The 21,947-nt window shown below is 52.9% G+C and carries 19 protein-coding genes; 13 read left to right on the top strand and 6 right to left on the bottom strand.

Annotated features, from left to right (window positions below; all coding sequences use genetic code 11):
* The first annotated feature begins 5 nt into the window (after nucleotides 1–5).
* A complete protein-coding gene (gene kdpD, locus E6P06_RS10815; RefSeq protein WP_046669868.1) occupies nucleotides 6–2,690 on the top strand; it encodes a two-component system sensor histidine kinase KdpD in 2,685 nt (894 codons plus the stop codon).
* Nucleotides 2,687–3,364, top strand: coding sequence for a two-component system response regulator KdpE (gene kdpE / locus E6P06_RS10810; protein WP_003022856.1), 678 nt, complete (start codon nucleotides 2,687–2,689; stop codon nucleotides 3,362–3,364). Before kdpD ends, kdpE begins: the two co-directional genes overlap by 4 nt.
* Before the next feature lie 100 nt (nucleotides 3,365–3,464).
* On the opposite strand, the gene pgm is transcribed toward kdpE, so the two are convergent.
* Together pgm and seqA are read right to left on the bottom strand one after the other, a co-directional pair.
* A complete protein-coding gene (gene pgm, locus E6P06_RS10805; RefSeq protein ID WP_003022854.1) occupies nucleotides 3,465–5,105 on the bottom strand; it encodes a phosphoglucomutase (alpha-D-glucose-1,6-bisphosphate-dependent) in 1,641 nt (546 codons plus the stop codon).
* Nucleotides 5,106–5,129: 24 nt separating this feature from the next.
* Complete coding sequence (seqA, locus tag E6P06_RS10800; protein WP_003022848.1) at nucleotides 5,130–5,672, bottom strand: replication initiation negative regulator SeqA; 543 nt, start codon at nucleotides 5,670–5,672, stop codon at nucleotides 5,130–5,132.
* Between the two features lie 194 nt (nucleotides 5,673–5,866).
* Between seqA and ybfF the strand changes: the two genes are divergently transcribed.
* The 9 genes from ybfF (at nucleotide 5,867) to E6P06_RS10755 (ending at nucleotide 13,509) form a co-directional block, all read left to right on the top strand.
* Nucleotides 5,867–6,640: an esterase gene (ybfF, locus tag E6P06_RS10795; RefSeq protein WP_139935219.1), complete on the top strand. Its 774-nt coding sequence runs from the start codon at nucleotides 5,867–5,869 to the stop codon at nucleotides 6,638–6,640.
* 128 nt (nucleotides 6,641–6,768) lie between these two features.
* Nucleotides 6,769–7,056 (top strand): LexA regulated protein, encoded by a 288-nt coding sequence (gene ybfE / locus E6P06_RS10790; protein ID WP_003022842.1) that lies wholly within the window; start codon nucleotides 6,769–6,771, stop codon nucleotides 7,054–7,056.
* A 155-nt stretch (nucleotides 7,057–7,211) separates the two neighbouring features.
* Complete coding sequence (gene fldA, locus E6P06_RS10785; protein WP_003022839.1) at nucleotides 7,212–7,742, top strand: flavodoxin FldA; 531 nt, start codon at nucleotides 7,212–7,214, stop codon at nucleotides 7,740–7,742.
* A 210-nt stretch (nucleotides 7,743–7,952) separates the two neighbouring features.
* Nucleotides 7,953–8,039, top strand: a complete 87-nt coding sequence (locus E6P06_RS10780) for a ryhB-regulated fur leader peptide (protein ID WP_049259739.1) — start codon at nucleotides 7,953–7,955, stop codon at nucleotides 8,037–8,039.
* Nucleotides 8,032–8,478: a ferric iron uptake transcriptional regulator gene (fur, locus tag E6P06_RS10775; protein WP_003022836.1), complete on the top strand. Its 447-nt coding sequence runs from the start codon at nucleotides 8,032–8,034 to the stop codon at nucleotides 8,476–8,478. The genes E6P06_RS10780 and fur overlap by 8 nt, the downstream gene beginning before the upstream one ends.
* 128 nt (nucleotides 8,479–8,606) lie before the next feature.
* Nucleotides 8,607–9,533: a tricarballylate utilization LysR family transcriptional regulator TcuR gene (tcuR, locus tag E6P06_RS10770; protein ID WP_049014685.1), complete on the top strand. Its 927-nt coding sequence runs from the start codon at nucleotides 8,607–8,609 to the stop codon at nucleotides 9,531–9,533.
* 97 nt (nucleotides 9,534–9,630) lie between these two features.
* Entirely contained in the window at nucleotides 9,631–11,034 is a 1,404-nt protein-coding gene (gene tcuA, locus E6P06_RS10765) for an FAD-dependent tricarballylate dehydrogenase TcuA (protein WP_016149788.1), read from the top strand.
* Entirely contained in the window at nucleotides 11,021–12,160 is a 1,140-nt protein-coding gene (gene tcuB, locus E6P06_RS10760; RefSeq protein WP_139935218.1) for a tricarballylate utilization 4Fe-4S protein TcuB, read from the top strand. The genes tcuA and tcuB overlap by 14 nt, the downstream gene beginning before the upstream one ends.
* A 53-nt stretch (nucleotides 12,161–12,213) precedes the next feature.
* Entirely contained in the window at nucleotides 12,214–13,509 is a 1,296-nt protein-coding gene (locus E6P06_RS10755) for an MFS transporter (protein WP_049003253.1), read from the top strand.
* A 51-nt stretch (nucleotides 13,510–13,560) separates the two neighbouring features.
* Here the strand turns inward: E6P06_RS10755 and chiQ are convergent, their stop codons facing one another.
* The 4 genes from chiQ to nagE all read right to left on the bottom strand — a co-directional run bounded on the left by chiQ (nucleotide 13,561) and on the right by nagE (nucleotide 19,588).
* Nucleotides 13,561–13,893: a ChiQ/YbfN family lipoprotein gene (chiQ, locus tag E6P06_RS10750; RefSeq protein ID WP_003022817.1), complete on the bottom strand. Its 333-nt coding sequence runs from the start codon at nucleotides 13,891–13,893 to the stop codon at nucleotides 13,561–13,563.
* Nucleotides 13,894–13,942: 49 nt separating this feature from the next.
* Nucleotides 13,943–15,349 (bottom strand): chitoporin, encoded by a 1,407-nt coding sequence (chiP, locus tag E6P06_RS10745; protein ID WP_003835544.1) that lies wholly within the window; start codon nucleotides 15,347–15,349, stop codon nucleotides 13,943–13,945.
* A gap of 435 nt (nucleotides 15,350–15,784) precedes the next feature.
* Nucleotides 15,785–17,452 (bottom strand): glutamine--tRNA ligase, encoded by a 1,668-nt coding sequence (gene glnS / locus E6P06_RS10740; protein ID WP_003022809.1) that lies wholly within the window; start codon nucleotides 17,450–17,452, stop codon nucleotides 15,785–15,787.
* A 186-nt stretch (nucleotides 17,453–17,638) separates the two neighbouring features.
* The gene (gene nagE, locus E6P06_RS10735) at nucleotides 17,639–19,588 is read right to left on the bottom strand and encodes a PTS N-acetyl glucosamine transporter subunit IIABC (RefSeq protein WP_016149786.1); all 1,950 of its coding nucleotides are present in this window, start codon (nucleotides 19,586–19,588) and stop codon (nucleotides 17,639–17,641) included.
* Nucleotides 19,589–19,930: 342 nt separating this feature from the next.
* On the opposite strand from nagE, the gene nagB reads away from it, so the two are divergent.
* Together nagB and nagA are read left to right on the top strand one after the other, a co-directional pair.
* Complete coding sequence (gene nagB / locus E6P06_RS10730; protein WP_003022803.1) at nucleotides 19,931–20,731, top strand: glucosamine-6-phosphate deaminase; 801 nt, start codon at nucleotides 19,931–19,933, stop codon at nucleotides 20,729–20,731.
* 60 nt (nucleotides 20,732–20,791) lie between these two features.
* Nucleotides 20,792–21,940: an N-acetylglucosamine-6-phosphate deacetylase gene (gene nagA, locus E6P06_RS10725; RefSeq protein ID WP_003022800.1), complete on the top strand. Its 1,149-nt coding sequence runs from the start codon at nucleotides 20,792–20,794 to the stop codon at nucleotides 21,938–21,940.
* Nucleotides 21,941–21,947: the final 7 nt, after the last annotated feature.

Here is a 21,947-nt window from a genome sequence, read left to right as displayed (position 1 = left end):
AGGACATGCATAACGAACCCTTACGCCCCGACCCCGATCGCCTGCTGGAGCAGACCACCGCTCCGCACCGGGGAAAACTAAAAATTTTCTTCGGCGCGTGTGCAGGCGTCGGTAAAACCTGGGCCATGCTGGCAGAGGCCCAGCGGCTGCGGGCGCAGGGATTAGATGTGCTGATTGGCGTGGTGGAAACCCACGGACGCAAAGAGACCGCCGCGCTGCTGGACGGTCTCAGCATCCTGCCGCTAAAGCGACAGGCGCGCCATGGTCGTCATATCAGCGAATTCGATCTCGACGCAGCGCTGGCCCGCCGCCCGGCACTCATTTTGATGGATGAACTGGCGCACAGTAATGCGCCAGGCTCACGCCACCCTAAACGCTGGCAAGATATTGAAGAGCTGCTGGAAGCGGGTATTGACGTTTTTACTACCGTCAACGTGCAGCATCTGGAAAGCCTCAATGATGTGGTCAGCGGCGTCACCGGCATTCAGGTTCGCGAAACCGTCCCCGATCCTTTTTTCGATGCCGCTGACGATGTGGTGCTGGTCGATCTTCCCCCCGACGATTTGCGCCAGCGCCTGAACGAAGGCAAGGTCTATATCGCCGGTCAGGCGGAAAGAGCCATCGAGCATTTCTTTCGCAAAGGTAACTTGATCGCGCTACGTGAGCTGGCCCTGCGCCGCACGGCCGATCGGGTTGACGATCAGATGCGTGCCTGGCGTGGACGTCCGGGAGAGGAGAAAGTCTGGCATACCCGCGACGCCATATTGCTGTGTATTGGACACAACACCGGCAGCGAAAAGCTCGTGCGTGCCGCCGCGCGTCTGGCAGCGCGCCTCGGCAGCGTATGGCATGCAGTGTATGTCGAAACGCCAGCGCTGCACCGACTGCCCGAAAAACAACGCCGCGCAATTTTAAGCGCCCTGCGATTAGCCCAGGAGCTGGGTGCAGAAACCGCCACCCTTTCCGATCCCGCTGAAGACAAAGCAGTAATCCGCTACGCCCGTGAGCATAATCTGGGAAAAATTGTCCTCGGACGTCCGACTACGCGACGCTGGTGGCGCAGTGATTCCTTTGCTGACAAACTGGCCCATCGCGCACCGGATCTCGACCTGATGATTGTTGCGCTCGACGAACCACCTTCGCGCCCTGTGCTGCAAACTGCAGATAGCCGCACCTTTAAGGATAAGTGGCGGGTTCAAATTCAGGGTTGCGTGGTTGCCGTCGCGCTGTGCGCCATCATTACGTTGATTGCCATGCAGTGGTTGATGGCCTTTGACGCCGCCAACCTGGTGATGATCTATTTATTGGGTGTGGTGGTTATCGCCCTCTTTTACGGACGCTGGCCGTCAGTGCTGGCAACCTTTATTAACGTTGCCAGCTTCGATCTCTTCTTTATTGCCCCACGCGGTACGCTGGCCGTTTCCGACGTCCAGTACCTGCTTACCTTTGCCGTGATGCTAACGGTAGGGTTGGTTATCGGTAATCTCACCGCTGGAGTGCGTTATCAAGCACGGGTAGCGCGTTATCGTGAACAGCGTACGCGTCATTTATATGAGATGTCGAAAGCGCTGGCCGTCGGACGGAGCCAGCAGGATATCGCCGCCACCAGCGAACAGTTTATTGCCTCAACGTTCCAGGCCCGCAGCCAGGTTTTACTGCCCGGTGAGAACGGGAAGCTGGCCCCTCTCACTCATCAACAGGGCATGACGCCGTGGGATGACGCCATTGCCCAATGGAGCTTTGATAAAGGGCAACCGGCCGGCGCAGGCACTGACACGTTACCGGGTGTGCCATATCAAATTTTACCGTTAAAAAGCGCCGACAAAACGCATGGGCTGCTGGTTGTGGAGCCAGGAAATTTACGCCAGCTGATGATCCCCGAACAGCAGCGCCTGCTGGAAACTTTCACTTTACTGGTCGCCAGTGCGCTGGAACGCCTGACGCTCACCGCCAGCGAAGAGCAGGCCCGGTTTGCCAGCGAGCGTGAAAGCATTCGCAATGCCCTGCTCGCCGCCCTTTCCCACGATTTGCGCACGCCGCTGACGGTGTTGTTTGGTCAGGCAGAGATCTTAACGCTGGATCTGGCAAGTGAAGGATCGCCGCACGCGCGCCAGGCCAGCGAAATTCGCCAGCACGTCCTGAATACGACCCGACTGGTTAATAACCTACTGGATATGGCGCGAATTCAGTCTGGCGGCTTTAATCTTAAGAAAGAGTGGTTAACGCTGGAAGAGGTGGTCGGTAGTGCCCTGCAGATGCTGGAGCCAGGACTCTCTGCTCCTATTAATTTGTCGCTACCCGCGCCGTTGACGCTGATCCACGTCGATGGCCCGCTATTTGAACGGGTGCTGATTAACCTGCTGGAAAACGCTGTTAAATACGCAGGTCCAGCGGCGCAAATCGGTATTGATGCCAGCGTCGATGGCGAACATCTGCAACTGGACGTCTGGGATAATGGCCCTGGCATTCCATCGGGAATGGAGCAACGAGTTTTTGACAAGTTCTCCCGGGGAAACAAAGAGTCATCTGTACCGGGCGTTGGGCTGGGGCTGGCAATCTGCCAGGCCATTGTGGACGTGCACGGCGGTACAATTTCCGTCCACAATCGCGCACAGGGAGGAGCATGTTTCCGTGTTACACTGCCCCAGGAAATCCCCCCTGAACTTGAAGATTTTCATGAGGATATGTGACGAACGTACTGATTGTTGAAGATGAACAGGCTATCCGTCGCTTTCTGCGCACCGCGCTGGAAGCCGATGGTCTGCGTGTATATGAAGCGGAAACGCTGCAACGTGGTCTGCTGGAAGCCGCCACGCGAAAACCCGATCTCATCATTCTCGATCTCGGTCTGCCGGACGGTGACGGCATTGATTTTATTCGTGACCTGCGACAATGGAGCGCGATACCGGTAATTGTGCTTTCAGCCCGCAGCGAAGAAAGTGATAAAATTGCCGCCCTGGATGCCGGTGCCGATGACTATCTCAGTAAACCCTTTGGTATTGGCGAGCTACAGGCGCGATTGCGCGTGGCATTGCGTCGCCACGCCAGCGGCACGTCTCCCGAGCCGGTGGTGCATTTTTCCAACGTAAAAGTAGATATCGCCGCCCGGCTAGTACATCGTGGTGATGAAGAGATTCATTTGACGCCGATTGAGTTTCGCCTGTTAGCGGTACTGCTGAATAATGCCGGAAAGGTACTGACGCAGCGCCAGTTGCTCAATCAGGTTTGGGGACCAAACGCCGTCGAACACAGCCACTATCTGCGAATTTACATGGGACACCTGCGCCAGAAACTGGAACTGGACCCGGCACGTCCGCGTCATTTTCTGACCGAAACCGGGATTGGTTATCGGTTCATGCCATGACGTTAAGTTGAATATAAAAAGCCGGACCAGCGTATTTGCTGTCCGGCTTTTTCATTATTCATGCCGAATAGCGACGCTAGCGTCTTATCCGGCCTACGGTTTACGCGTTCTTCAGCACTTCGCTGACGATCTCAACCGCTTCTTTTTCGATCTGCTTGCGATGTTCTTCACCGAGGAAGCTTTCGCAGTAGATCTTGTAAGCGTCTTCCGTACCAGAAGGACGCGCGGCAAACCAGCCGTTGTCAGTCATCACTTTCAGACCGCCGATAGAAGCGCCGTTGCCCGGTGCAGCCGTCAGACGCGCGGTGATCGGGTCGCCCGCAAGCGTACTGGCGCTCACCATTTCCGGAGACAGCTTAGACAGCGCCGCTTTCTGCGCGGAGGTCGCGCTTGCCTGCAGGCGGTTGTAGCTCGGTGCGCCAAAGCGAGCAGCCAGTTCGTTGTAGTGCTCCTGCGGGTTCTTACCGGTCACTGCGGTAATTTCTGCCGCCAGCAGGCACATGATGATGCCGTCTTTGTCGGTTGACCACGGTGTACCGTCGAAACGCAGGAAAGATGCCCCCGCGCTCTCTTCCCCACCAAAGCCAAAACTGCCGTCAAACAGACCGTCAACAAACCATTTAAAGCCAACCGGCACTTCAACCAGTTTACGCCCTAAATCATTCACTACACGGTCAATCATCGCCGATGACACCAGCGTCTTACCGACGGCAACATCTTTGCCCCACTGCGGACGATGCTGGAACAGGTAGTTGATCGCCACCGCCAGATAGTGGTTCGGATTCATCAGCCCTGCCGGGGTGACGATACCGTGACGGTCGTAGTCTGGGTCATTGGCAAAGGCCAGATCGAACTTGTCGCGCAGCGCCAACAGCCCCGCCATCGCACACTCGGAGGAGCAGTCCATGCGGATTGCGCCATCTTTGTCGAGATGCATAAAGCGGAAAGTCTGGTCAACGTGATCGTTAACGATAGTCAGGTTCAGGTTGTAGTGCTTTGCAATACGCTTCCAGTATTCGATACCGGAACCGCCCAGCGGATCGACACCCAGCGTCAGACCCGCTTTCTGGATCGCCGCCATGTCTACGATGTCAGCCAGTCCTTCAACAAACGGCTGAACCAGATCCTGCTCTTTCACATGACCAGATGCCAGCGCAGCGTCCAGCGACATACGCTTCACGCCTTGCAGACCGGCCGCCAGCAGCGCGTTGGCTCTGTCTTCCACAACTTTGGTGACATTGGTGTCTGCCGGACCACCGTTTGGCGGGTTGTATTTAATGCCGCCATCTTCCGGCGGGTTGTGGGACGGCGTGATCACAATGCCGTCAGCCAGCGGGCCGCCTTTTTTGTTGTGGACCAGGATAGCGTTCGATACAGCAGGGGTTGGCGTAAAGCCGTTATTTTCCTGCACGATGACGTCAACGCCGTTCGCCGCCAGCACTTCCAGTACAGAGATAAAAGCCGGTTCAGACAGCGCGTGGGTATCCTTGCCCACATAGCACGGGCCAGTAATCCCGTTTTTCGCACGTTCTTCAGCAATCGCCTGGGCGATAGCCAGAATATGCGGCTCGTTAAAACTATGACGACCTGCACTGCCGCGATGTCCGGACGTACCGAACTTAACAGCGTGCTCAGCGTTCCCTGCTGTTGGTTTCAGTACATAGTACTGTGCCGTCAGTTGGGCGACGTTAATCAAATCACTCTGTTGCGCAGGTTGACCTGCACGATTGTGGATTGCCATTGCCTGGTCCTTCTAATGCAAGGATTAAATTGTTCCGCAAACCTTTTCAATCAATTCCGCAGGGAATTGCATTGACTGCATGATGTGTTCAACCATGCTGCATTTACGGCCGGTATTGGTATTGGTGATCACCCAGTACGGCGTGCCTGGCACGTGCTTCGGTTTGGTTTGATTACCATTTTTCAGCAGCGTCTGTTCATCAGCTGCAAAATAAACACGCGTACGACCATGCAACGATTCCGTTGCTTCGGCGAACGCGTTTTGATCCAGTGAATAGAGTGTAGACAGCACCAGCATAAAGCGATTTACTGCTTTCTTCTGTTCCGCGTATTCGTCGGACAGCAGCAGTTCACGCATCGCGCGCACTTTATCTTTTACGGGGTTAACCGGCTTGGCTTCCACGACAGGTTGCACAGCGCGGACTTCTTTGACTATCGGAGTGACAGGCTGTGATGCGGCGGAAAATTTCAACATACGCCGTAAAATGTCGGATGCGCTCTCGCCAATATGCTTGGTGTGGCTGGCAATATAGCTATAGAGTTCATCATCAACTTCAATCGTTTTCATCTTAATCCAGTGCAGTGTTTAGCTGAATACAAGTTGTCGGGGTAAACACACGTAGTGTAAAGGCAAATCCCAACAGCGGATAGCGTCAAGCCTGGTGGCCAGCAAAACTCAGAGTAACCGTAGTTGTTGCAGCCATGTGGCAGAATGGTCAACATGATACCCTAACCCGTGAGTGTGAAAAAAAGAACTTTGCCATGAAATTGAATATCCGAGCGCAATCTGCGCAAAACCTGCACAATAATTCTCCCATCGTCCTGGTTCACGGCTTGTTTGGCAGTCTGGATAACCTGGGGATCCTGGCACGCGATCTAGTAACCGACTACGACATCATCCAGGTCGATATGCGAAACCATGGCCTCTCCCCTCGTTCACCTGAGATGAATTATCCGGCCATGGCGCAAGATCTGCTGGATACGCTGGACGATCGGCAGATCGAAAAAGCGATCTTTATTGGCCACTCGATGGGCGGTAAAGCTGTCATGGCGCTGACTGCGCAGGCTCCGGAACGTGTCGAACGGCTGGTCGCCATCGACATTGCTCCCGTTGACTACCATGTTCGCCGCCACGATGAGATTTTTGCGGCAATCAATGCCGTAACCGATGCACAAGCGTCCTCACGCCAGCAGGCGGCAAGCGTCATGCGCCAGCACCTGCAAGAGGAAGGTGTTATCCAGTTTCTGCTGAAATCTTTTGTTGACGGCGAGTGGCGCTTTAACGTTCCCGTATTGTGGGATCAATATCCGCATATCGTCGGTTGGGAAACCATTCCTGCGTGGGAGCACCCGGCGCTGTTTATCCCAGGCGGCAACTCACCGTATGTTACCGAAGCGTATCGCGAACAACTGCTGGCGCAATTCCCACAAGCTCGTGCGCACGTTATAGCAGGCGCCGGGCATTGGGTGCATGCCGAAAAACCGGAGGCGGTGCTGCGCGCCATCCGTCGTTATCTGAGCGAGCAGGCTAACTGATTAAAAACTCAGCGTCTGCGCGCGATTACGCGCGCGGGCGTTGGCGTGTCTCCCCTGCTGATGTATTATGGCGCGCTATCCATCCGGGCAGACGCCTGGCTGATTGTTTCCCCGAAGTCACCAAGATCATGGCCAAAGAACAAACGGACCGTACGACATTAGATCTGTTCGCGCAGGAGCGTCGCCCGGGACGACCCAAAACTAATCCGCTCTCGCGTGATGAACAGTTACGTATTAATAAACGTAATCAGCTTAAGCGTGACAAAGTTCGCGGGCTTAAGCGTGTCGAACTGAAACTGAACGCTGATGCCGTTGACGCTCTGAACGAGCTGGCTGAGGCACGCAACATGAGTCGCAGTGAACTCATCGAAGAGATGCTGATGAACCAACTCAGCGCATTGCGCGGTCAGGCATAGTCTGAATTTCTGCTCTAAATCATAAATCGTGTAGCACAGAGTGCAGTCCTGCGTGTTTGCTGTTTCCGCATGCCTGACTGTTCTGCTATGATTGCCCTTATCCGTGGGCAATGCGCCACCACCATTTCAATAAGTTTCAAGAGGTTATTTTACTCATGGCAATCACTGGCATCTTTTTCGGCAGCGACACCGGTAATACCGAAAACATCGCAAAAATGATTCAAAAACAGCTTGGTAAAGACGTTGCCGATGTTCATGACATTGCAAAAAGCAGCAAAGAAGACCTCGAAGGGTATGACATTCTGCTGCTCGGCATCCCAACCTGGTACTACGGTGAAGCGCAGTGCGACTGGGACGACTTCTTCCCTACCCTCGAAGACATTGATTTTAACGGCAAACTGGTTGCATTGTTCGGCTGTGGCGACCAGGAAGATTACGCAGAATATTTCTGCGATGCGTTAGGGACCATTCGCGACATCATCGAACCGCGCGGCGCAACCATCGTTGGTCACTGGCCAACGGCAGGTTATCACTTTGAAGCGTCCAAAGGTCTGGCTGACGACGACCATTTTGTCGGTCTGGCTATCGATGAAGATCGCCAACCTGAACTGACCGCAGAACGCGTAGAAAAATGGGTTAAGCAGATCTCTGAAGAGCTGCACCTCGACGAAATCATTAATGCCTGATTTCGTGTGGCGCAGATTTCCATCTGCGCCGCATCAATAGATAAAACCAATCAAAATAATTGCTACAAATTTGTAACTTTTTCGTCTGACCCTGTACAATGGCTGGATGCCAATCGGGTGTTGCACAGTGTGTTTGTCGGCGATACCACGTTTTGATTAACAATATATGCCAGAGACTTGCAGTTTTCATTTAGCCATGGCAGTTCTATAATGAATCGCATTATCTCAAGTGCAATTTCTGTCACTTCTGTTAATGAAGTGAATCGTTTAGCTACAGGACAGATTCCGCATGACTGACAACAATACCGCATTAAAGAAGGCTGGCCTGAAAGTAACGCTTCCTCGTTTAAAAATTCTGGAAGTTCTTCAGGAACCGGATAACCATCACGTCAGTGCGGAAGACTTATACAAACGCCTGATCGATATGGGTGAAGAAATTGGTCTGGCGACCGTGTATCGCGTGCTGAACCAGTTTGATGATGCCGGTATCGTGACCCGCCATAATTTTGAAGGTGGTAAATCCGTCTTCGAATTGACTCAACAGCATCATCACGATCACCTCATCTGCCTTGACTGCGGCAAAGTGGTCGAGTTCAGCGATGATTCCATCGAAGCCCGCCAACGTGAGATTGCGGCTAAACATGGCATTCGCTTAACTAACCATAGCCTCTATCTTTACGGTCACTGTGCCGAAGGCGATTGCCGCGAAGATGAGCACGCCCACGACGGCAAATAATGTAATGCTTTCTGAAAAGCCAACCATCCGGTTGGCTTTTTTTATGGGCGTTACCTGCCCTTTTCCCCTTCCCTCCGCTCCTGTGTTGCTTTAATGTAAAAATCAATTGCCCCTTCCGGAGAGTCGAAATGGAACTTCGCCAGCTACGCTATTTTGTGCGCATTGTAGAAACCGGCAGCATGGGTAGCGCGGCGCTCGATCTCAATATCGGGGTTTCGGCACTCAGCCAGCAAATGTCGCGTCTGGAAAACGAACTCGCTATTCGCCTGCTGCAGCGCACTTCGCGAGGCGTGACACCCACCAGCGCCGGACTGGCTTTTTACTCCCAGGCGCAGCTGGCGCTCCGTCACGCAGACGATGCAATCCTCGCCGCGCGTGAATCCCGGCTTTCCGGGCACGTCAGCGTCGGCATGGCTCCCAGTACCGCTTCAGTTCTCGGTATGCCTTTTATTCACGCCATGCGGGAAAGCTATAGCGATGTTCGCCTGCATGTGGTGGAAAGTCTCTCTGGTAATCTGGAACGGATGATTAATACCCGCCAGATTGATCTGGCTGTGGTGTTTCAAAAAGAAAAGATCCTGCGCTGGAGTGCCAGACCGATTCTCGAAGAACGGCTGTTTTTGATTGGGACCCATGCCCTACTGGCTGATATTACCGACGACAATATTGCCCCAGCCCAGTTGGCGAGTATTCCATTGATAATGCCCAGCCCAGGCCACGGTCTGCGCGGCAGGCTGGAAGCAATTTGTCAGGAACACGCGCTGAACATTGAGATTGCTACAGAAATTGATGGTCTGGCGCTGCTGATGCGCGCCGTGCGCAGTGGCATTGGCGCCACTCTTCAACCCGGAGCGGCGATTTCCCATCTCGATAAAGAGACGCTAAGAGTGATCGGCGTCCATAATCCGATACTTAGCCGCCCCAACTTTCTGGTGAGCCTCTCTGACGATGAGCTCACCCCGGCGGGCCTCGCAGCCCGCGTGGTGCTGACGAAAGTGATGCATCAACTGGTGGAAGCAGGAAGCTGGCCAGGTGCCATCCTTTACAATAACTAAAGCCCTCTTTAGCACTACGTCATAGCGCCAGCACAAGCCGTTCGCATACATTTCAATTACAAATTTAACAATTAGTTAAATGGTAATGGAGTATACGATGGTTGATGTTCTGGTGATTGGCGGTGGCAATGCTGCCTTATGCGCTGCCCTTACCGCCCGGGAGCAAGGCGCTTCCGTTTTACTACTCGAAGCGGCTCCCCGGGAATGGCGTGGGGGAAATTCCCAACACACGCGTAACCTGCGCTGTATGCATGATGCACCGCAGGATGTGCTGGTGGAAAGCTATCCGGAAGAGGAGTTCTGGCAAGATCTGCAGCGCGTCACGGAAGGAAATACCAACGAAGCCCTGGCTCGTCTGGTGATCCGCACCTCTTCACAGTGTCGCGACTGGATGCGCCGACACGGCGTCAATTTTCAACCTCCTCTCTCTGGCGCTTTACACGTGGCGCGAACCAACGCCTTTTTTATGGGCGGTGGCAAGGCCCTGGTGAATGCCTATTATCGCAGCGCAGAAAAACTGGGAGTGCAGATCCGCTATAACACCCCCGTTCAGGCGCTTGAACTGCGTAATGGCGAGTTCGTGGCGGCGCTGGCAGGTGAAGAGCGCATCACAGCTAAATCCTGCGTGCTTGCCGCTGGCGGGTTTGAGTCAAACCGCGAATGGCTGCGAGAAGCGTGGGGAGAGAACGAGCGCGGCGAATGGCCTGCAGATAACTTTCTGATTCGCGGCACGCGCTTTAACCAGGGCGTACTGCTCAAATTTATGATCGATGCCGGAGCCGACATCATCGGCGAACCCTCCCAGTCACACTGCGTAGCCATTGACGCCAGAGCGCCATTATATGACGGCGGGATTTGTACCCGCGTGGACTGTGTTTCGCTCGGCATAGTCGTCAACCGTGACGCTGAGCGTTTTTATGATGAAGGCGAAGATTTCTGGCCCAAACGCTACGCCATTTGGGGACGACTGGTCGCCCAACAGCCCGGGCAGATTGGCTACTCCATTATCGACAGTAAAGCCATCGGCCACTTCATGCCTCCGGTCTTTCCTGGCGCACAGGCCAATACGCTGGCGGAACTGGCTCATCAGTTGGGGCTGAATGGCGAACACTTTACCCACACCGTGACGGAGTACAACAACGCCTGCCAGCCCGGCCAGTTCAACCATACCATTCTGGATAACTGCACGACAAAAGCGTTAACCCCCGCGAAGACACACTGGGCGCGACCACTGGACCAGCCGCCTTACTACGGCTATGCCCTGCGGCCAGGGATCACCTTCACCTATCTCGGGTTAAAAGTAAATGAACGCGCTGCCGTACACTTTGCCGGGCAGCCAAGCCGCAACCTGTTCGTCGCCGGAGAGATGATGGCGGGCAACGTGCTGGGCAAGGGCTACACCGCAGGCGTGGGCATGTCAATCGGTACCACTTTTGGCCGTATTGCCGGAAAAGAAGCCGCGCTGGCCGCACGTAAGGAGACTCGTCATGAGGCAGCTTGAGAAACTGATTATCGACGCGCAAATTATCACCGAACCGGAAGCGGAAGTTGAACGCGTGATGCAGGTCTGCAACGCCTGTCGCTATTGTGAAGGATTTTGCGCCGTGTTCCCGGCAATGACGCAGCGCCTGGAATTCGGTAAAGCGGATATCAATTATCTGGCAAACTTGTGCCATAACTGCGGTGCCTGCCTGCACGCCTGTCAGTATGCCCCGCCTCATGAGTTTGCCATCAACGTGCCGAAGGCGATGGCAGAAGTCCGGCTTGAAACCTATCAGCACTACGCGCAACCCGCGGCCTTTGGCGCGCTTTATCGTCGCGCAGGCGTCACCGTGACGCTGGCGCTGGTTTTCAGTCTGATCCTGTTTTTACTGCTCGCCATGGGGTTAAAAGGCTCGTTACTCCATCCACAGCTGGCCGGAGATTTCTACCAAATTTTCCCGCATAACCTGCTGGCCTGGATGTTTGGTTCGGTATTTATTCTGGCGATAGGTCTGCTGATGACGGGCGTTATCCGCTTCTGGCGCGAGATTTCTCCCGGTATGCCACGTTCCGTCGAAATTGCTGAAGCTTCACACGATGCGCTGACACTAAAGTATCTCGATGGTGGGCACGGTAAAGGTTGTAATGAAGCAGATGATGCCTTCACTCTGATGCGCCGCCGTTTTCATCACTTCACTTTCTACGGTTTTCTGCTCTGCTTTGCCGCCACCGTGGTGGCGACGGGCTATCACTATTTCGCAGGTATAGAAGCACCCTATCCGTTCTTCAGCGTTCCGGTCATGCTGGGCACGTTGGGTGGCATTGGCCTGGTTGTCGGCCCGGCTGGCTTGCTATGGCTCAATCTCAAGCGCTCACCGCTACATGGCGACGCACGGCAAAAACCGATGGATCGCGGTTTTATTTTGCTGCTGCTGCTGACCAGTCTGACCGGTTTAGCCCTGCTGGCAGGAAGAGACTCGTCCTGGATGGCTATTTTGCTCGCCATTCACCTCGGCGTGGTCATGGCGCTCTTTCTGACCATTCCTTACGGAAAATTTGCCCATGGATTTTACCGCTGCGCAGCCTTACTCAAGTGGGCGATTGAGAAACGGCGCGGCAAACAGGCGGGGGTCACAGACAACTAACCCGCACACTCTTACCTCTATAAATATTATGATAAGACAGTGGAGCAAACCCAATGACACAACAACCATCGCGCGCCGGAACTTTCGGCGCAATACTGCGGGTAACCAGCGGTAATTTTCTCGAACAGTTCGACTTTTTTCTGTTCGGGTTTTACGCCACCTATATTGCAAAGACCTTCTTTCCCGCGGAGAGTGAATTTGCCGGGCTAATGTTAACTTTCGCCGTTTTTGGCTCGGGTTTCTTAATGCGACCCGTTGGCGCCATTGTGCTGGGTGCTTACATCGACAGAATTGGTCGTCGTAAAGGCCTGATGGTGACGCTGGCGATTATGGGCTGCGGTACCCTGCTGATAGCCCTGGTACCTGGCTATCACAGTATTGGCCTGCTGGCTCCCGTGCTGGTATTGCTTGGACGATTATTACAGGGATTTTCTGCAGGCGTAGAGTTAGGCGGTGTCTCGGTTTATCTTTCGGAAATCGCCACGCCTGGCAATAAAGGCTTCTACACCAGTTGGCAGTCGGCCAGTCAACAGGTCGCCATTGTGGTAGCGGCGCTGATTGGTTACGGTCTGAACGCCACTTTGGGACACGATCAGATCTCGGAATGGGGCTGGCGCATTCCCTTCTTTATTGGTTGCATGATTATTCCTTTGATCTTCGTGCTCCGCCGCTCGCTGCAGGAAACAGACGCATTTTTACAACGCACGCACCGCCCCGACACTCGGGAAATTTTCACCACTATCGTCAAAAACTGGCGTCTTATCGCTGCAGGTACGCTGCTGGTGGCGATGACCACAACGACATTTTACTTCATCACCGTCTATACCCCGACCTACGGCAGGGCTGTACTCCACCTGAGCGCTCGCGACAGCCTGGTGGTCACCATGCTGGTCGGTATTTCTAACTTTATCTGGCTGCCCATTGGCGGGGCCATTTCTGACCGAATTGGTCGTCGTCCGGTGTTAATGGGGATTACCGTACTCGCTCTGATCACCACCTGGCCGGTAATGCACTGGCTCACCGCCGCACCAGATTTTACACGCATGACCTTGGTCCTGCTTTGGTTCTCATTCTTTTTTGGTATGTATAACGGGGCAATGGTAGCCGCACTCACCGAGGTGATGCCGGTCTATGTGCGTACGGTGGGCTTTTCACTGGCATTCAGTCTTGCCACGGCGATTTTTGGCGGCCTAACGCCGGTCATATCCACGGCACTGGTTCAGCTAACCGGGGATAAAAGCTCACCGGGATGGTGGCTGATGTGCGCGGCACTTTGCGGACTCGCCGCCACGGCAATGCTGTTTGTCCGGCTAAGTCGGGGTTATCAACCAGTGGAAAATAAGCTCTGAAATGCAAACGGGCGGAAAATTCTCCGCCCGTTGTCTTTTTCATTTTTTGAATTACTGTGCGGCATTCTTGCTGCGAATTTCCTGCCAGACTTTATCGCAATCAGCATTAACGGCCTGATCGTTACCCGTGCGCGTAGCCTGGATACACTGCTGATAATCCAGCACGCGTACGCTTTCTTCATTGGCAAACTGCTGGTGCTGTTTTTCTTTCTTCAGTACATTCAACACGCTTTGGCAGGCTTCTATTTTTTCCGGCGATCCTTGAGCGGTATTAATACACGCACTGTAGGCTTCTTTCAGACGGCTGTCTTCTTTCGGTGCAGGGGATTGCGTACAAGCCACCAGCCCTGATGCCATAACGGCGATGAGTATCAGTTTTTTCATAGCACGTTCCTCAACGAGGCGGCAGGCGCCCGGCCTGCCGCTATTGGCATTAGAAGATAGTGAACGGAGCAATAACGATGAATTTCACGTCACGCTCATCCTGGAAGATGTTGCCGTAACCACCACCCCAGCTCGGAATATCTGAATGGTTGTCGTACTGGGTGAAGTGCAGTTTAAACATAGTGCCCTTCGCACGACCATCCTGCAGGGTGTAGACCGCATCCAGGCTGTAAGAAGATTCTTCGATAGTGCGGTTTTTGTCGTAGTACGCATCCGGGTTGAGCTGCCAGGTAGCGGGTTTGGCATCCCATGCGTAAACGTAGGACGCGCCCACTGCCCAGCCCGGCAGGTTCCAGTTCTTCAGGTCATACATTGCGCCGAAGAAAACTGCCTTTTCGCCGTTGGCGTTGAAGTCAGAACGGTTATCCCACCACACGTCCAGGCGACCGTTTGATGAGGCGTAGGTCGGGGTCATACGCTGCAGGAAGTAGCCTTGCTGCCCATCTGCTTTAACCCATGTGCCTTCCAGACGCAGGTCAACCACTTCCGCTACTTTATAACCGAAGGTCAGCGCCTGCAGCCAGGCCGTGCCGTCATAAATATCGTTCACGGTGCGATCGTCAACTTTGTCACGTGCACCGTAGAATTGATAGCTGGTAGTAAACGGGTTACCGCCTAAATCGAATTTGTAGCTGGCTTTGGCGAAGTACTGATCGACGTAGCCTTCAGACTGACCAAATGCCGCTTCCAGCAACAGGTTATTTTTGAAGTCATATTTCGCGCCGATTGAATGCAGGTAATCAACGCTGGTCTTTTTATCAGCCTGATAGAATTTATCGACTTCGGTGTGCCACGGCGCTTTATATTCGTTAGCCCACATATAGGAGAAGCTTAGTGCGCCAGCATCACCATAGTCGAAGTTGGCACCGGCTTCAGCCCCCTGATAGGTACCTGGCATAAAGCTCCAGTGCGGTGCCAGCAAAGTCTGCCCGGTTGGTTGAATGTAACCGGCACGCGCCCAGGTTGGGCCGTATTTAAATTTAGCTGCTGCTTTATAAAGGCTAATCCCGCTCTTATCGCCGGAGTAATCCTCGTCATAGCCTTTATTTTTGGAAGAGAATGCGATTTCGTTTGGATGGCCGCTTTCGCTACTTTCGTTCATTTCAATAGCGGTAAATGCTGCGATATCAATACCAAACATATCAGCCGCATAACCGGACTGGAAGTCGAGGTTAGCGTTCCAGGTGGAGTGAGAAAGGTTGGTTTTGTATTTGTCATGATCGGTCACATCTTTACGGTCACGCTCACGCTGCCAGTAATAGATGCCGCCGGTTAAGGTTGAGTCATCAATAAATCCTTCGGCGTGTACCTGCGGAGCGACAACAAAACCCGACATTGCTGTGATACCGGCGATAGCCAGCGCCAGCGTACTACGTTTGCCACTAAACGTACGCATATGTTAATCCTCTTTGACATAAAAATGCTGCCGATATAAGCGGACAGCGAAAAAACAAAAATTAAAAAAGTAGCGCCAAGAAAACCTCAGTGACTACAATGAATAGACTATTTTTCGCGACGCGAATTATCAATCTCTTTCTGTAACGAGTATGTAATAGTATGAGCAACCGCACATATTTCATTGCTTTCTGTTACATTTTCATTGGGAGATAAAAAAGCGTTGATAAAATGAAAAAATCGCTTGTTTTCCATAGAGATGAAATCGGTTTCAGCCCATTTCACATTGAGGTAAGTTATTTAAACGTAAAAACATTCAGCCGATTTATTATTACAGACATGTAATTAATTCGCTGCGCAAACGGAGCCTGTCAAACGGTTTTTTTGCGAAAAAAAACGCCGCATGAAGCGGCGTTTAGAGAGGATGTGTTGCGACTTATTCGCCCGCTTTAGCCCACGTATCACGCAGACCAACGGTACGGTTAAACACCAGCTTGTCAGCCGTTGCATAACGGCTGTCCAGGCAGAAGTAACCTTCACGCTCAAACTGGAACGCTTTACCTGCAACCGCAGCCTGCAGCGACGGCTCACCGTAACCCTGCTTAATGACTAGCGATTCCGGGTTAATAACGGACAGGAAGTCTTCCGCCGCACCTGGGTTTGGCACGCTAAACAGACGGTCGTACAGACGGATTTCAATCGGTAGCGCATGGGACGCGCTCACCCAGTGAATAACGCCTTTAACTTTACGACCATCGGCCGGATCTTTGCTCAGGGTGTCAGCGTCGTAGGTGCAGAAAATGGTGGTAATCTTCCCTTCTGCATCTTTCTCAACACGTTCGGCCTTGATCACGTATGCATTACGCAGACGTACTTCTTTACCCATCACCAGACGCTTGTACTGCTTGTTCGCTTCTTCGCGGAAGTCTGCGCGATCGATCCAAATTTCACCGCTAAACGGTACTTCACGGCTGCCCATTTCCGGTTTATTCGGATGGTTAGGCATAGTGACCAGCTCGCTTTCGCCCTGCGGGTAGTTTTCGATAACCAGTTTCACCGGATCGATAACCGCCATCGCGCGCGGAGCATTTTCGTTCAGATCTTCGCGGATGCAGGATTCCAGAGAAGCGATCTCAATGGTGTTGTCCTGTTTGGTCACGCCAATGCGTTTGCAGAACTCACGGATCGCGGCAGCGGTGTAACCGCGACGACGCAGGCCAGAGATCGTCGGCATACGCGGATCGTCCCAGCCTTCAACGTGCTTGTCGGTCACCAGCAGGTTCAGCTTGCGCTTAGACATCACGGTGTATTCCAGATTCAGGCGCGAGAATTCGTACTGGCGCGGATGAACCGGAATGGTGATGTTGTCTAGCACCCAGTCGTACAGACGACGGTTATCCTGGAACTCCAGCGTACACAGTGAATGCGTAATGCCTTCCAGCGCATCGCTGATGCAGTGGGTAAAGTCGTACATCGGGTAGATGCACCACTTGTTGCCGGTCTGGTGGTGTTCGGCGAACTTAATGCGGTACAGCACCGGATCGCGCATCACGATAAACGGCGAAGCCATATCGATTTTCGCACGCAGGCAGGCCTTACCTTCTTCAAAGCCACCGGTACGCATTTTTTCGAACAGCGCCAGGTTCTCTTCAACGCTACGATCGCGGTACGGGCTGTTTTTGCCTGGCTGAGTCAGCGTGCCACGGTATTCGCGGATTTCGTCCGCTGACAGTTCGTCAACGTACGCCAGCCCTTTATTAATAAGCTCTACCGCATAGGCGTGAAGCTGATCGAAGTAATCCGAAGAGTAGCGAATGTCGCCAGTCCAGTGGAAACCTAACCATTCAACGTCGTTTTTAATCGACTCAACGTACTCGATATCTTCTTTAACCGGGTTCGTATCATCAAAACGCAGGTTGCACTGGCCCTGGTAATCTTGCGCAATGCCAAAGTTCAGACAAATGGATTTCGCGTGGCCAATGTGCAGATAGCCATTTGGCTCCGGCGGAAAACGGGTATGGATAGTGGTGTGCTTACCACTGGCCAGATCTTCATCGATGATCTGACGAATAAAGTTACTCGGGCGGGCTTCAGCCTCACTCATCGTGGATTCCTCAAAGCGTAAACAACGTATAACGGAGTATGATCTTATAAGCCAGGCAGACTGACAACCCTTAGTTACGTAAAATACGTATCAAACGAAAATATTGGGGCCGATTGCTGCAAAAAAAAGCGGCGGAGGACTATCCCCCGCCGCTTAAGGCACTTAACTCACTTTACTCAGGAGCAGTTACTTACCTTTAATCTCATACAGTGGTGTTTGACCGGCAACCACATGACCTTCGGCTTTAATGACCAGAGCGCCGAAATCATCGCTGTTGCTGCACACAACCGGGCTTATCATAGAACGTGCGTTAGCGTTCAGGAACTCCAGATCCATTTCCAGAATCGGTTGGCCTGCAGTAACTTCCGCACCTTCTTCAACCAGACGCTTAAAGCCTTTACCTTCCAGCGCGACGGTGTCGATGCCCATATGGACCACGATTTCCGCGCCTTTAACAGTTTCCAGGCAGAACGCATGGTTAGTGTTGAAGATTTTCACGATGGTGCCCGCAGCCGGAGCAACCACGATTTTATCCGTTGGTTTCACCGCCACGCCGTCACCTACAGCTTTGCTGGCGAAGGCTTCATCAGGAACCTGCTCCAGCGCAACTACGTCACCGGTAATCGGAGAAACCAGCGCTTCAACGGTGACTGCATTCGCTACCGCCTGCGGTTTTGCTACCGGAGCCGCTGCTGCTGGCGCACTTTCACCAGACGCTGCTGCCACCGGGCCACGCGCGACAACTTTCTTCATTTCGTCGCCGATGGATTCAGCTTTCGCACCCACGATGACCTGAATTGTTTGCTTATTCAGCTTAACGACACCCGATGCTCCTAAACGTTTACACATCGCATCGTTTACGCGACCGGAGTCGGCAACGGTCAGACGCAGACGAGTGATACAGGCATCAATCGCTTTCAGGTTATCAGTGCCGCCAACCGCTGCAATGTAGCTGGTTGCCAGTTGAGCCAAACCTTCTTCAGTGTTGCTGTTGGCTTCTTCAGTAACGATATCGTCTTCTTTATCTTCGCGGCCCGGCGTTTTCAGGTTAAACATACGAATAACCGCGCTGAACAACACAAAGTAGATAACGAAGAACACCAGACCCATCACTACCAGCATCCAGACGTTCTGGCTTGCTGCCGGCAGGTTGTACATCAACACATAGTCGATAGCACCTGCGGAGAAGGAGAAGCCTGCGTGGATCCCCAGCAGTGTTGCAACGAACAGGCTGATACCCGTTAACAGTGCGTGCAGGAGGTACAGCAGCGGAGCCAGGAACATGAACAGGAATTCCAACGGCTCGGTAACACCGGTCAGGAACGCGGTGATCGCAACGGACAGCAGCATACCGCCAACCATCGGACGACGTGCTTTCGGAGCCGCGAAGTACATCGCCAGCGCCGCACCCGGCAGACCAAACATCATGATCGGGAAGAAGCCAGACATGAACATACCCGCAGTGCCGTCACCCGCGTAGAAGCGGTTGATGTCACCGTGGAATACGGTACCTGCAGCATTAGTAAATTCGCCAATCTGGAACCAGGCGATAGTATTCAGCACCTGATGCAGACCGGTTGGGATCAGCAGACGGTTGATGAAACCAAAGATACCGGAACCCAGCGCGCCAGCGCCCACGATCCACTCACCACCCGCATGGATGGCATTCTGTACCGGTGGCCATACGTAACCGAAGATAGCAGCCAACACCAGACAGAAGAAGCCAGTGGCGATCGGCACGAAGCGTTTGCCGCCAAAGAAGCTCAGGAAGTCAGGCAGTTTGATACCAGACCAGCGGTTATACACGGCACCGCCGACCAGACCGGTGATGATACCAGCCAGCACGCCCATATTGATTGCAGGGTTAATGGTAACCATTGCTTTGGTCAATATGAAATAACCGACCGCACCTGCCAGCGCTGCTGCACCTGCGCTGTCTTTTGACCAGCTGGAAGCAACACCGATCGCAAATATTAACGCGAGGTTATCAAAGATAGCCCCACCCGCTTGCGCGATGAAGGGTACGTTAAGTAAATCTGGTTGGCCGAATCGCAGCAGCAGTGCCGCGACTGGCAGCACAGCGATGGGGAGCTGTAACGCCCTACCCAGCCGCTGGAAAAAACCTAAAATATTCATTTTATTCCCCCTACGAGACCCCGATTAGGCTTCTTTGAAGCCATATTTTTATTGTGTGACCATTCCTGACAGCAAGATTCTGGAACAACGATATTAACCATTCATCTACATTCAGAGTGTGTGAAAAATTAATTCGTATCGCAAATTAAACGCGTGTTTTTTGTGATTTCAGTCACCAAATATCGTTATCAACCCTCCCTTCCACTGGCTAACTACGAAAACTTATTTTATCATTCAAAAAATCGAAACGGATTGATCCTTACCGATGCAAAACCAGGTTACGCTTAATACTGCACAGAGACTCAATCCGCCAATTGCTTACATTTACTTTTGAGGTGAAGAATGAGACTGATCCCCCTGAATACCGCTGAACAAGTCGGCAAATGGGCTGCTCGCCATATCGTTAACCGTATTAACGCGTTCAAACCAACGGCAGATCGTCCGTTCGTTCTGGGCCTGCCGACTGGCGGTACTCCGCTGACAGCTTATAAAGCATTGGTTGAAATGCACAAAGCGGGCCAGGTGAGCTTCAAGCATGTTGTTACTTTCAATATGGACGAATATGTTGGCCTGCCGAAAGAGCATCCGGAAAGCTACCACAGCTTTATGCACCGCAATTTCTTTGATCACGTTGATATTCCAGCAGAAAACATCAACCTCCTCAATGGTAATGCGCCGGATATTGATGCAGAATGCCGTCAGTATGAAGAAAAAATCCGTTCTTACGGTAAAATCCACCTGTTTATGGGCGGTGTAGGCAACGATGGTCACATCGCGTTCAACGAACCGGCTTCCTCTTTGGCTTCCCGTACCCGTATCAAAACGTTGACTCACGACACACGTGTTGCTAACTCACGCTTCTTTGACGGCGACGTAAGCCAGGTGCCTAAATATGCGCTGACCGTTGGCGTGGGTACCCTGCTGGATGCCGAAGAGGTGATGATCCTGGTTCTGGGCCACCAGAAAGCACAGGCGCTGCAAGCCGCCGTTGAAGGCAACGTTAACCACATGTGGACCATCAGCTGCCTGCAGTTGCATCCAAAAGCCGTTGTGGTCTGCGATGAGCCTTCCACCATGGAACTGAAAGTGAAGACGCTGAAATACTTCAACGAGTTAGAAGCGGAAAATATTAAAGGTCTGTAATTGATGTCTCCGCCCTGTCGATGAGTTGCAGGGCGGCATTTTTTGAAATCGGGGGTCGGAATGTATGCTTTAACCCAGGGCCGGATCTTTACCGGTCACGAAATTCTTGATGACCATGCGATTGTTGTCGCCAATGGCCTGATTGACAGCGTTTGCCCACTGGCTGAGTTACCGTCAGGAATTGAACAGCGCTCACTGAATGGGGCCATTGTTTCCCCCGGTTTTATTGATGTACAGCTAAACGGCTGCGGCGGTGTACAGTTTAACGATACGGCAGAAGCCGTGACCGTTGAAACGCTGGAAATCATGCAGAAAGCCAATGAAAAATCTGGCTGCACCAACTATTTGCCAACGCTTATCACCACCAGCGATGACCTGATGAAACAGGGTGTTCGCGTGATGCGTGAATACCTGGCGAAACACCCGAATCAGGCATTAGGACTTCATCTTGAAGGCCCGTGGCTGAACCTTGTGAAAAAAGGTACCCATAATCCGGGATTTGTCCGTCAGCCGGACGCTGCGTTGGTTGATTTCCTGTGCGATAATGCGGATGTGATCACCAAAGTCACACTGGCACCAGAAATGGTCCCGGTAGAGGTCATCACCAAACTGGTTAATGCCGGTATCGTGGTTTCTGCGGGTCACTCCAATGCAACGGTCAAAGAAGCCAAAATCGGTTTCCGCGCAGGCATCAGCTTTGCGACCCATTTGTTCAACGCGATGCCGTACATTACCGGTCGTGAACCAGGTCTGGCGGGCGCAATTCTTGATGAAGCCGATATCTACTGCGGTATCATCGCCGATGGCCTGCACGTTGATTACGTTAACATTCGTAATGCTAAGCGCCTGAAAGGCGACAAGCTGTGCCTGGTCACTGACGCGACCGCGCCAGCAGGTGCAAACATTGAACAGTTCATTTTCGCTGGTAAAACAATATACTACCGCAATGGACTGTGTGTTGATGAGAACGGTACGTTGAGCGGTTCATCATTAACCATGATTGAAGGTGTACGCAATCTGGTCGAACATGCGAATATCGCTCTCGACGAAGTCCTGCGCATGGCAACGCTCTACCCTGCTCGCGCCATTGGCGTCGACAAACAACTCGGCAGCATCGCGCCAGGCAAAGTAGCCAACCTGACTGCGTTCACGCACGACTTTAAAATTATCAAGACCATCGTTAATGGCAACGAGGTCGTTACTGAGTAAGAGAAAG

It is taken from the genome of Citrobacter sp. CF971 (assembly GCF_006385635.1).
Lineage (GTDB): Bacteria > Pseudomonadota > Gammaproteobacteria > Enterobacterales > Enterobacteriaceae > Citrobacter > Citrobacter freundii.
This window is presented reverse-complemented; position numbering and strand designations above follow the sequence as displayed.

What these genes read in the sequence shown, in the direction of transcription:
- kdpD (WP_046669868.1), top strand. Translation starts at nt 6, where the DNA reads ATGCATAACGAACCCTTACGCCCCGACCCCGATCGCCTGCTGGAGCAG.
- pgm (WP_003022854.1), bottom strand. Translation starts at nt 5,105, where the DNA reads ATGGCAATCCACAATCGTGCAGGTCAACCTGCGCAACAGAGTGATTTG.
- seqA (WP_003022848.1), bottom strand. Translation starts at nt 5,672, where the DNA reads ATGAAAACGATTGAAGTTGATGATGAACTCTATAGCTATATTGCCAGC.
- ybfF (WP_139935219.1), top strand. Translation starts at nt 5,867, where the DNA reads ATGAAATTGAATATCCGAGCGCAATCTGCGCAAAACCTGCACAATAAT.
- ybfE (WP_003022842.1), top strand. Translation starts at nt 6,769, where the DNA reads ATGGCCAAAGAACAAACGGACCGTACGACATTAGATCTGTTCGCGCAG.
- fldA (WP_003022839.1), top strand. Translation starts at nt 7,212, where the DNA reads ATGGCAATCACTGGCATCTTTTTCGGCAGCGACACCGGTAATACCGAA.
- E6P06_RS10780 (WP_049259739.1), top strand. Translation starts at nt 7,953, where the DNA reads ATGAATCGCATTATCTCAAGTGCAATTTCTGTCACTTCTGTTAATGAA.
- fur (WP_003022836.1), top strand. Translation starts at nt 8,032, where the DNA reads ATGACTGACAACAATACCGCATTAAAGAAGGCTGGCCTGAAAGTAACG.
- tcuR (WP_049014685.1), top strand. Translation starts at nt 8,607, where the DNA reads ATGGAACTTCGCCAGCTACGCTATTTTGTGCGCATTGTAGAAACCGGC.
- tcuA (WP_016149788.1), top strand. Translation starts at nt 9,631, where the DNA reads ATGGTTGATGTTCTGGTGATTGGCGGTGGCAATGCTGCCTTATGCGCT.
- tcuB (WP_139935218.1), top strand. Translation starts at nt 11,021, where the DNA reads ATGAGGCAGCTTGAGAAACTGATTATCGACGCGCAAATTATCACCGAA.
- E6P06_RS10755 (WP_049003253.1), top strand. Translation starts at nt 12,214, where the DNA reads ATGACACAACAACCATCGCGCGCCGGAACTTTCGGCGCAATACTGCGG.
- chiQ (WP_003022817.1), bottom strand. Translation starts at nt 13,893, where the DNA reads ATGAAAAAACTGATACTCATCGCCGTTATGGCATCAGGGCTGGTGGCT.
- chiP (WP_003835544.1), bottom strand. Translation starts at nt 15,349, where the DNA reads ATGCGTACGTTTAGTGGCAAACGTAGTACGCTGGCGCTGGCTATCGCC.
- glnS (WP_003022809.1), bottom strand. Translation starts at nt 17,452, where the DNA reads ATGAGTGAGGCTGAAGCCCGCCCGAGTAACTTTATTCGTCAGATCATC.
- nagE (WP_016149786.1), bottom strand. Translation starts at nt 19,588, where the DNA reads ATGAATATTTTAGGTTTTTTCCAGCGGCTGGGTAGGGCGTTACAGCTC.
- nagB (WP_003022803.1), top strand. Translation starts at nt 19,931, where the DNA reads ATGAGACTGATCCCCCTGAATACCGCTGAACAAGTCGGCAAATGGGCT.
- nagA (WP_003022800.1), top strand. Translation starts at nt 20,792, where the DNA reads ATGTATGCTTTAACCCAGGGCCGGATCTTTACCGGTCACGAAATTCTT.